The 9525-nt window shown below is 66.2% G+C and carries 9 protein-coding genes; 3 read left to right on the plus strand and 6 right to left on the minus strand.

From position 1 onward, the window contains the following. Positions 1-9 precede the first annotated feature (9 nt). The 3 genes from Asi03nite_RS01730 (at position 10) to Asi03nite_RS01740 (ending at position 2405) form a co-directional block, all read left to right on the plus strand. A complete protein-coding gene (locus tag Asi03nite_RS01730; protein ID WP_203676556.1) occupies positions 10-873 on the plus strand; it encodes an LLM class F420-dependent oxidoreductase in 864 nt (287 codons plus the stop codon). A gap of 241 nt (positions 874-1114) precedes the next feature. Continuing rightward, the gene (locus Asi03nite_RS01735) at positions 1115-1861 is read left to right on the plus strand and encodes a hypothetical protein (protein WP_203676558.1); all 747 of its coding nucleotides are present in this window, start codon (positions 1115-1117) and stop codon (positions 1859-1861) included. A gap of 253 nt (positions 1862-2114) precedes the next feature. Further along, positions 2115-2405, plus strand: a complete 291-nt coding sequence (locus Asi03nite_RS01740; protein WP_203676560.1) for a hypothetical protein — start codon at positions 2115-2117, stop codon at positions 2403-2405. Positions 2406-2449: 44 nt separating this feature from the next. Here Asi03nite_RS01740 and Asi03nite_RS01745 read toward each other — a convergent pair whose 3' ends face one another. The 6 genes from Asi03nite_RS01745 to Asi03nite_RS01770 all read right to left on the minus strand — a co-directional run bounded on the left by Asi03nite_RS01745 (position 2450) and on the right by Asi03nite_RS01770 (position 9475). Further along, a complete protein-coding gene (locus tag Asi03nite_RS01745; RefSeq protein WP_203676568.1) occupies positions 2450-3811 on the minus strand; it encodes a family 43 glycosylhydrolase in 1362 nt (453 codons plus the stop codon). Positions 3812-4052: 241 nt separating this feature from the next. After that, positions 4053-5246 (minus strand): glycosyltransferase 87 family protein, encoded by a 1194-nt coding sequence (locus Asi03nite_RS01750; RefSeq protein WP_203676570.1) that lies wholly within the window; start codon positions 5244-5246, stop codon positions 4053-4055. Positions 5247-5363: 117 nt separating this feature from the next. Further along, positions 5364-6584 (minus strand): ABC transporter permease, encoded by a 1221-nt coding sequence (locus Asi03nite_RS01755; protein WP_203676572.1) that lies wholly within the window; start codon positions 6582-6584, stop codon positions 5364-5366. Continuing rightward, positions 6581-7288, minus strand: coding sequence for an ABC transporter ATP-binding protein (locus Asi03nite_RS01760; protein WP_203676574.1), 708 nt, complete (start codon positions 7286-7288; stop codon positions 6581-6583). Before Asi03nite_RS01760 ends, Asi03nite_RS01755 begins: the two co-directional genes overlap by 4 nt. Then, positions 7288-8451 carry a peptidoglycan-binding protein gene (locus tag Asi03nite_RS01765; protein WP_203676576.1) on the minus strand — a complete coding sequence of 388 codons (1164 nt, stop codon included), beginning with the start codon at positions 8449-8451 and terminating at the stop codon, positions 7288-7290. The genes Asi03nite_RS01760 and Asi03nite_RS01765 overlap by 1 nt, the downstream gene beginning before the upstream one ends. A gap of 67 nt (positions 8452-8518) precedes the next feature. Next, on the minus strand, positions 8519-9475 hold the full coding sequence (locus Asi03nite_RS01770) for a hypothetical protein (RefSeq protein ID WP_203676578.1): 957 nt from the start codon (positions 9473-9475) through the stop codon (positions 8519-8521). Between the last annotated feature and the right edge of the window lie 50 nt (positions 9476-9525).

Consider the following 9525-nt stretch of genomic DNA (forward strand, 5'->3'; position numbering starts at 1 on the left):
TGTTCCGGTATGACGCAACGAAAAGTAAGCGTATGGCAACCATTCTTCCTCGGCACTGAAAGCTCGCGGGCCGCAGTCGACGCCGCGAACGAGCTGGAGCGGCTCGGCTACTCCCGGATCTGGTTCTCGGCCGGATTCGACCACAAGCTGCCGCCGCGCTTCCGCGAGCTGCTGGACGGCACCGAGCGCATCGGGGTCGCCTCCGGGATCGCGTCCATCTGGCACACGTCGCCGGAGGACACGGCCGCGTTCACCGCGGACGCCGAACGGGCGCACCCCGGACGGTTCCTGCTCGGCCTCGGCGCCAGTCACTCCGTGCTGGTCGAACGCGACGGCACCGACTACCGCAGGCCCTACTCGAAGATGGTGGAGTACCTCGACGCCCTGGACGCCGCCGGGCTCGCCCCCGAGCGGCGGGTCCTGGCCGCCCTCGGCCCGCGCATGCTGGAGCTCTCCCGGGACCGTTCGGCCGGCGCGCACCCGTACTTCACCACCGCCGAGCACACCGCCGAGGCCCGCACGACGATCGGGCCCGACAAACTGCTCGCGCCCGAGGTGGCCGTGGTCCTCGAAACGGACCCGGAGGTAGCGCGCGCCACCGCCCGGCAGTACACCACCGGATACCTCGCCCTGCCCAACTACACCAACAACCTGCGCCGGCTCGGCTGGACCGACGAGGACCTGGCCGGCGGCGGCAGCGACCGCCTGGTCGACGCCCTCATCCCGTGGGGTACGGCCGAGCGGGTCGCCGCCGGCATCGAGAAGCACTACCAGGCCGGTGCGGACGAGGTGGCGATCCAGGTCCTCAACGGCGGCGACGACCGAGCGTTCCCCGCCGAGGCGTTCCGCGCCCTCGCCGGGATCCTGATCTGAGGGGCCCGCGGCGGCACGGGCCGGCTCGGCCCGTGCCGCCGGGCGATCTCCCGTCGGTGGCCCGCTCGCCCCGGAAATGCCCGGGTGCCCGGAACGGAATACCGTTTCCCATGTGCACGCCGGTGCGGTGACTTCTTATTTCCGGCCGGCGAAAACGACTGACAATCGACAATTAACGGCGGCCCGGCCGCGTTCCCGATTCCCTCCTGGCCCGGATGCCCACCCGATTATGGTGAGCGTCATGAAGACATTCTCAGGAAAACTCACCGCCGGTTTCCCGGCCCTGCTCGCCGTTTCTCTCGGAATCGGTCTGTCCGCTGTGGTGGTGGACGCCGCCGGGGCCGCTGGCCCGGCCGCGGCCGCCGTCGCGCGACCCGCGACTGTCGATCCGGAGCAGTTGAAGGACGCCCTGCTGGCGGAGGACGACCTGCCGGTCGGATACCGGCAGTTCGATCTTTCGGCCGTGGCGCTCGACATGATGGCCGGCGCGGGCGCCCCGGACGAGGCGATGATGACGGCCTCCCGACTGGCCGGGCCGCGATCCGTGCAACCGGTCGGCCGGCACTACAGCGAGCTGGCCGCCGACCGCGACACCACCCCGATGGAGATCGCCGCGTTCCGCCAGGGCGAGGACGGGCCGTTGCTGGTGCAGAAGCTCGTCGGCACCGGTGAGGACGTCGCCCAGGATCTGGTCGGCACCGTCGAGAACATGCTCGACTGTTGTCCGGTGATCACCTCGGAGGACATGCGGATCACCTTGTCCGAGCTGCCGCGGATGCCCAGCCTGGGCGACGAGTCGGTCGCCACGGAGATGACCTTCTCCTTCCAGGGCGAGGATTCCGACGTCACCCTGCACGGCAACGCGCTGGTGCTGGCCTACGGCGACGTGTTCGAGGAGATCGTGCTGGTCGGTACGCCGGAGTCGATGGACGACGCCCAGTTCACCGAGATCGCCAAGAACGCCTTCCACAAGCTGGCCTACGCCTGACCGCCGCCAACCGGGGCCCGGAGCGGCCGGAGCCGGGAAGTGATCCCGCTCGGGCCGCTCCGGGACCCCGTTTCCAGCGACGACCGCCTCCGCCACCGGCAGTTGACCAGCGGGCGGGAGGCCGTCCCCGGTGGAACCGAGGTCCGCTGAGGTACCTCAGCGTCGTCCGCCAACCCCTGTTCTGTACCGCCGGTACGCTTCGCCCCATGGATCCAGCACCGCGGTGACTGTGGACGGGAGCGGGAGCAAGGCCATGCGATTCGCCCTGGTGGACCACGTCCGGGTAGCGCAGACCTTCGCCGCGGACGCCGACGAGTTGGTCGAGAAGGTGCGGGCCCGGTCGTTGAGTCCGCTTGCCGGCCTGTCCGACCGGGCTTTCCGGGAAGGACTGTCGGCGCTGCGTCGCGATGCCCGGGCAGGCTACATCGCCGGGCCGATCGTCGACCGGCTGGATCTCGTGGTGTTCCGTGCGCCTTCCGGCTCTTCGGGCGGAGCGGGTCGGCACCCGCTCGGCCGTACATCGCCGGCGTCGGGGGCGGCCTGAGCGGCGGGCCACCCCCGGGCAGCCGGTGGGTGCGCGAGGCTCGATCAGGCGATGTCGATGGCGTCGAGCTCGGTGAAGTTCGCGCCCTTGCCGTACGAGATCGTGTTGGTCCCGGCCCGCAAGGTGACGGCGCGCTCGCTGGTCTGCCAGTTGTCCCAGCCGGTGAACGGGTAGTCCACCGTGCCCGCGGCCGCGCCGTTGACGAACAGCTTGTGGCTGGCCGCGCCCGCGTCGGAGCCGTTGGCGTACCGCGTGTACAGCCGGTAGCCGCCGGCCCGGGGCACGTGCACGGTGAAGGTCACCCGGCTGTCGTCGAAGTCGATGCCACCGACGACGACGCCGTTGCTGGCGCCGCCTGCCGCGTACCGGGCGTTGGCGCGGGTGAAGGTGGCGTCCTCGGCCTCGTACCGCACCTTGGCGCCCTCGACGACCGGCCGGTTGCCCTGCCAGTCCAGTCGCCGCGAGTACACCGCCCGGTAGGTGAAGTCCGGGTTCCAGCCGTGGAAGATGATCCGGTCGCGGCCGTCCGGTCCGGTCACGATGTCCTGGCCGCCCGGGCCGCGCACCGAGCCGGCGAACGCGTCGGTGGTCATCAGCGGCGCCGCCGCCTTGGTGTACGGGCCCCGCAGGCTGGTCGAGGTGGCGTAGCTGCTCACGTAGCTGCCGTTGCCGAAGAAGTTGGCGGAGTAGAACAGCACGTACGTGCCGCCGTGCTTCCACAGCGTCGGGGCCTCGACCAGGGTGCCCTCGAACGGCTTGTTCTGCTTGATCAGCTGGGTCTCGGCGCCGGTGCGGCGCAGCCCGTCGGTGCTGACCTGCTGCAGATGCAGCCAGGTGTCCTGGGCGCAGCAGTTGCCGTCGTTTTTCCAGAGGATGTACCGGCGCCCGTTCTCGGTGAACGAGGAGGCGTCGATCGATCCGCCGGTCTCCGGCGTGCAGACCAGGCTGGTGTCGCGGGGGACGAACGGGCCGCCGGGCGTGCCGGCGGTCGCCGCCCCGATGCACTGCTTGCCGGAGGCCCGGTCGTGCGCGGTGTACCACATCACGTAGCTGCTGGGCCCGGCGGCGAACACCTCCGGCGCCCAGACACCGTGGTCGCCGGAGCCACCGGGCGGGAACGACCAGTCGGAGTCGGCCCAGGCGCCCAACGTGGGCAGCGCGTCGCCGGGCTGCACGGTCCAGTGCACCAGGTCGGTGGAGGTGGCCCACTTGATGTGCCGGCCGTCGCTGTTGGTGGCGTAGGCGTAGTAGGTGCCACCGGCCTTCATGACGTCCGGGTCGGCGAAGTTCTCGTCGATCACCGGGCCGGACGCGACAGCGGCCGCGGGTGTGGCCGAGGCCGTGAGCAGGCCGGCGACCAGCAGCAGGGCGGTGGCAGCCGCGGTCGCCAGGCGGAATCTTGGCATGGGTTCTCCACGGGAGGGTCGGTGGGTGTCAGTTCATGGTCGTTTCCATTCGTTCATGTCGAGAGATGTTCGTCAATCACCGTCGCCGCGTGCCGGCACGCGGATCCCGCACCGACGAGTCACGGTCACCATCCGGGCCCGGCCATGACCACCACTCCCTCACCGGTGACCAGGTGTCTCCGGGCGATCCGGCGCGGTCGCCTCACCGCATGGCTGTGGGCGGCGTGCGCGACCACCCGGATTACCGCTTCAAGGCCGCATGACGGGCACCAGGTAGGCGGATTGACTTGTCTTTTTCCAGGGAGGAGTGGACAGGAAGGTATCCCAGAGCACAGGCGGCGGCTACCGCCGCGATCGCTCGAACATTGACCACCAGGAAGCTGAATGGCTGGGCGAGTTCCTCGCCGAGGGAAATAAAGGATACCGTCATAACGGTGCATAAAAGCGCGGCGGTCACGATAGCAGCGCGCGTCCCGTTGGTAACAATCGCTGCGCAGGCAATGACGGTCCAGAACTGATGGTGGGTCCATGACACTGGAGAGACAGCGATGCTGACAGCGCCAACGGTGCAGGCCGCCGACAGTAACCGGCCGTTAGTCGCGGCGTAGCGCGCACCGACCAAACCAGCGATGGCTACCGCGACACCGAGGGAAAGCCACATTATCGTTCGCGCCTGACCGTCGAGGCCTAGACGAAGCAGGGTTCCGTTGATCGATTGGTTGCCACCGAGCGAGAGGTCACCAATGCGCCTGGTGTTTTCCAGTTCGATGAGCCAGAACCTGCGAGAGTCGCTTGGCAGTATGACGAGAGCGAGCAGGGTCGCGATGGTGAATGCGGCCAAACACATGTATGCCGCACGCCGCCGGCCGGAAATCCACAAGTAGGGAAGGAAGACCAAGGGGGTGAGCTTGACAGCGGCCGCTATTCCTACGCCAGTCCCCGCGAGCCGTGTCGGCAGCATGCCCATACAGTCGACCAGCACGATGAGGACGAGAAAAACCGAAATTTGACCAAATCTGATGTCGCTGGAGCCGGGAGACGATAACAACATCAGCACCAGCACGGCTGGTAGTGGAAGTTCGACGGCCGGGTTTTGTTGCCGCACGGCCCGGACGACGACCTGCGCGAGGAGGAGAATCGCTGTGATAACGGCTGCTGACCAGATGACGCGGACGGCCGGCTCCGGCAGCAGAGCGGTCGGTAGCAAAAGGATCCCGGCGAACGGCGGGTAGGTGAACGGGTCACCGTTGGCTGCTGTGTAGTCATACAAGCTGTGCCCGTGCAGCAGTGACTGGACGGAGCCGATGTATACGTGAAGATCTGCGAGCCTGTCATAAGTAGGCCGCCGCAAAGCTGCGAACACCTCAAAAACGGCCACACCTGCGGCGATGACCCACAATAGCGGCAAACGAAGCCTCTTGATCGTGTCGGTCAAGGTGCGACACCTGCGGCGGGGCGCACGAGGAGAAGATTGATGTTCACGATCCGTCACCTTGCTTTCTCGCTCGGGTCAGTGCGGCCACCTGAAGACACCACGTGTCGGTGACCTCGCCTACTGTTGCAGTGCGGCGACAGGCTGGATGCGGGTGGCCTTCGCGGCGGGAATCAGCCCTGCGGCCATACCGAAGGTCGCGCTCGCCAATGCCGCGATCGCAGCGACACGCAGGTCGATGACCGGACTCCACCGTAGGACCAGAGAGAGGATCGAAACCGTGGTCAGACCCACAGCGACGCCGATGACCCCGCCGAATAGGCCTAGCGCCGTTGATTCACCTGTCAACTGGGCGAAGATGTGGATCGACCGCGCTCCGATGGCGCGGCGAAGGCCGATCTCTGCCGTCCTTGAGGCGACCGACGCGGTCGTGGCGTTGGCGATGGATACTGCCCCGACAATGAGTGCGACCAGGCTCAGGCTCAGGCTCAGGCGCTGCACGTTGCCCTCGACTTCGCGTCTGAATTCGCGCGGGTCGGGTGGGGCGACGACTTTAAGGCGCCGAAACGCTTCGGGCAACAAAGCCAGGGCTGCCTGCTCCCCGATGAGCTGAGCGGAGCCGGGTTGAGTGGCCACCAGCACGTCGAATTCCGGGTTGTCAGATGATGTGGTCAGGGTGCTTGTAGTCGATGCCGGTACTACCACGGCCAGGAGTGTCTCCGGCCGACGGATCACGTCATCGAAAATTCCAAGTACCGAGAATCCGCGATCGCCGATGAATACCGCCGTGCCGGGGCGGGTGATGCCGAGGTTCTGGGCGACTGATTTGGGCAACAGCACCACGGGTGTCTTACGCGACTCGTGGAAAGAGTCGAAGGTCCTGCCGATGGTGATGTGCGGGCTGATGACGGACAATGCCCCGGCGTCGACGCCGATGACCTGCACCGCTGACGGCTCGGAGGACAACGTTCGCCGTAATGGGCGCTCGCCCAGCGTTACTCTGGCGCCCGCGGCCTTTACGCCGTTGAGGGCCCGAAGGCGATCCAAGCGGGGCTGACCGTGCCAGTCGGCGGCGCCGTCGTTTTTGTCGACGGCGCTGACCCGGACTTCTGTGGCCCGTCGTACGTCGAACGAGTTGCTGACCTGTTCACCGATGGTGGTGCCGATGCCGAGCGTAGCTACGAAGGCGGCCGCGCCCAGAATTGTCCCGATCGTGGTCAGCAGTGACCGTCCGGGGTGGCGGGTCAGCGACACAGCCGATTCCCGTAACCAGTCGGCGACCTGCATCCTGGCCGGTTGAATCCCGAGGATGTTGCGGGCGTGTTGCTCTGCCGCCGTCATCGTTGCCCTCCCGAGGCGAGCACAGCATGGGCCGGCCGGGCGGCTGTGGATTCTGTGACGACACCGTCAGCGACGGTCAAGATTCGGGAACCGAGGCTGGCCACGTCGGGGTCGTGGGTCACTACGATAACGGTCAGTCCGGAGCGGTGCAGGTCCTGGATCAGTTCCAGAATCCGTTGCGTGTTGACGGAGTCGAGGTTGCCGGTCGGCTCATCACAGAAAAGAACCCTGGGGGATCCGGCGATGGCGCGCGCTATGGCGACGCGTTGCTTCTCGCCGCCGGACAACGTCCGGGTGTCGGCGTCGATCCGCGCGCCAAGGCCGACGCTATCCAAGACCTCGCGCGCGATCTTGCGGCGACGGCGACGATCGACGCGGCTGTAGACCATTCCCAGCTCGACGTTCTCCAAGGCAGTGCGTCCGGCGATGAGGTGGAAGGCCTGGAAGACGAATCCAAAAAGTTGTGACCTGATGTCACCAAGTGTCACTGGGCTGAGGTTGCCGGTTTCGACGCCGAGAATTTCGTATGCGCCGCTGTCCGGACGGTCTAGCAGGCCGAGAATGTTCAGCAGCGTCGACTTTCCCGATCCTGAGGGACCTGAGATGGTGACCAAGTCGCCTTGCTGGATGCTGAGGGTGGCATCGATGAGAGCGCGGACCTGTTCGTGGCCGTAGGTACGGTTGACCTTGTGCAGTCGCAGCATTACTGCTGCCCGACGACGACGACGGTGCCTTCGGTGACCTTGTCGTCGACCGACGAGGCGATCTCGACCCACCCGCCGGCTTGCTGCCCGGCGACGACGGTGACCTCGCTCGCGGGCTTCGCGTCGGCTGTAGGAAGCAGAACGAACGTAGTTCCGTCGGCTCGTGCGTACAGTGCGCTCACAGGAGCGGCGAGAACCGCCTTCACGTTGCCCGACGGATTGATATCGACACGAAATGTCCGATCCTCGGCAATGAGTACTCGACCACGGAACTGAAGGTCAACGGCGAACCCGAGTGCCCCGGTGACCGAGTCCGTCTTTGCCTTATCACTGACAGTGACAATCACCGCGGTCGCGCTATCAGTCGATCCCTCGTCGGTCACGGTGCCGGTTTGGCCCTTTTTCAGCAGCTGGACCTTGTCCTGGGCGACCATCACCCGCAAAAATGGCGCCTTTCCGTTCAGCTCGACAAGCACGCTCTCCGCGGTGAGCACATCACCGACCTTGACATGCACCGCAGTGACCTTCTGCCCGGATTCTGACAAGCGGACGATGGTAGCCCGCTTGAGAGTCACCTGTGGCGCCGAGGATGCTTTCGGACTGTCGCCGGCGGCTGTGGGCACCGGCGCTGAGGTAGCAGCGTCGGCCGTGTCCGGTTGCAATTCATATCCGCCGGCCTTGAAGAACTTCCTCAACGCGGTCTGCGTGGGCGCGTCGAACGCCCCCGACACGGGGGTGAGGTACCCGAGCTTGCGCAGTGCCTTCTGCACCTCGCGGACATCGGGGCCGCTCATCGCCGGTGCGATGTCCCGGTAGAGCCGGAAGGGGAGCACCAAACCGAAGATCGGCTGGCCTGCCTGTTCGGCCAGCAGGGTGCCGTTGCGCACCACGTCTCCGGGGTGCACAGCGACTCGTGTCACGACGCTGTCTGGCCCGATCGCGTCAACGGGCGGTACCACCTTGACGCTCGGGCCGGGCACGACGCTGCCTCGCAGCGTCAGGGGCTCGGACAGCGGCCGCCGTTCCACGGTTGCGGTCACCTGCGATGGCGGAGGCGGAGCAGCGTCCGCGGCGGCCTGCTGCGGCGAACGCAGCCGCGGACCGAGGAAAATAGCGATCAGCACGGTCGCGGCGACAGCCGCTGCCATAATGATCAGCGTCACACTGGGGCGTCGGCGTCGTCCGGTTGAGCCGGCGGGCGAAGGCGCGGATACCGAGTCATCCATCGGGTCAGCGGTCCCGGCTCGCCAGCTCGGCGGCCTTCTTCGCGATCGCCGCGATCTTGGGGTTCAACTCCAGCAGACGGTCGGCGCGCTTCTCGACGTATTCACGCTGTACCTGCGCGGCCGCGGCGAGCTGCGCGCTCGTCGACCCGGTCTGTTGCTGGCAGTGATACCAAGCCACGGCAAGCTTCGATTCCTCTGGTGTGGGCACGTAATGCCGTTCCGGAGTCGGGGGCCCCACCTGGACAGTGTGTTTGGCCGGGTCCGGCTGCCACTTCGCGCCCTCACCCGCAGCGATACCGCCGAACGTGATACCGAGTAGCTGCGGCTGTGGAGTCTTGAGGAACTGCGCCTCGTCCGGAACTTGGTAACCCGCCGCTTCGATACATTCCATCATCTTCCGCGGAAGATCTTTCGGGAGCCTTCCGTCGACCTCTACACGGTAAGGGAGGAGCTCGTTCCCGAGGTCTTGGTAATCGAAATAAACCTTCTCCGCATCGGATCCCAAGGGCTTCCAACTCGACGCCTGGCACTTGTCCACGGCACTGTCATAGTTATTGTCGAAGGACGCGACGACCGGTGGCGTCCACCCCGGGTCACTTCCGAACCCCTTCACCCGCGCCAACTCCTCGCTTACCAAGCCAAACTGACCGGGATTCGTCATGAAAACTGATGTAGTCGGATAGGGACGGCCCTTACCTGCCTGCATATTTTGGGGATATCCAAAGCCTGCGAGACACTTCTCGAAACCTTTTTGTCGCGCAAACTCGATGACATCCATCTCCACGCCAAGATAGTTGGCGAACGCGAAACCATCCTGCTTCAGATCTCCATCGCCTGACAGGCTCGGTTTACCGGCCGACGAATCATTGGAGTCCTGGCACGCCGCGGTGGAGAATGCCAGGAGTGCGGAAACGGCGGCGAAGCCGGCTATTTCGACAACCCGGCGGATCGTGTAACGCATGAACGATTTTCCTTACCTACAAAGGTATGGCGGGCCGCGGTGCGCGACCC

The sequence above is a fragment of the Actinoplanes siamensis genome, assembly GCF_016862395.1.
Lineage (GTDB): Bacteria > Actinomycetota > Actinomycetes > Mycobacteriales > Micromonosporaceae > Actinoplanes > Actinoplanes siamensis.

What these genes read in the sequence shown, in the direction of transcription:
- Asi03nite_RS01730 (WP_203676556.1), top strand. Translation starts at nt 10, where the DNA reads ATGACGCAACGAAAAGTAAGCGTATGGCAACCATTCTTCCTCGGCACT.
- Asi03nite_RS01735 (WP_203676558.1), top strand. Translation starts at nt 1,115, where the DNA reads ATGAAGACATTCTCAGGAAAACTCACCGCCGGTTTCCCGGCCCTGCTC.
- Asi03nite_RS01740 (WP_203676560.1), top strand. Translation starts at nt 2,115, where the DNA reads ATGCGATTCGCCCTGGTGGACCACGTCCGGGTAGCGCAGACCTTCGCC.
- Asi03nite_RS01745 (WP_203676568.1), bottom strand. Translation starts at nt 3,811, where the DNA reads ATGCCAAGATTCCGCCTGGCGACCGCGGCTGCCACCGCCCTGCTGCTG.
- Asi03nite_RS01755 (WP_203676572.1), bottom strand. Translation starts at nt 6,584, where the DNA reads ATGACGGCGGCAGAGCAACACGCCCGCAACATCCTCGGGATTCAACCG.
- Asi03nite_RS01760 (WP_203676574.1), bottom strand. Translation starts at nt 7,288, where the DNA reads ATGCTGCGACTGCACAAGGTCAACCGTACCTACGGCCACGAACAGGTC.
- Asi03nite_RS01770 (WP_203676578.1), bottom strand. Translation starts at nt 9,475, where the DNA reads ATGCGTTACACGATCCGCCGGGTTGTCGAAATAGCCGGCTTCGCCGCC.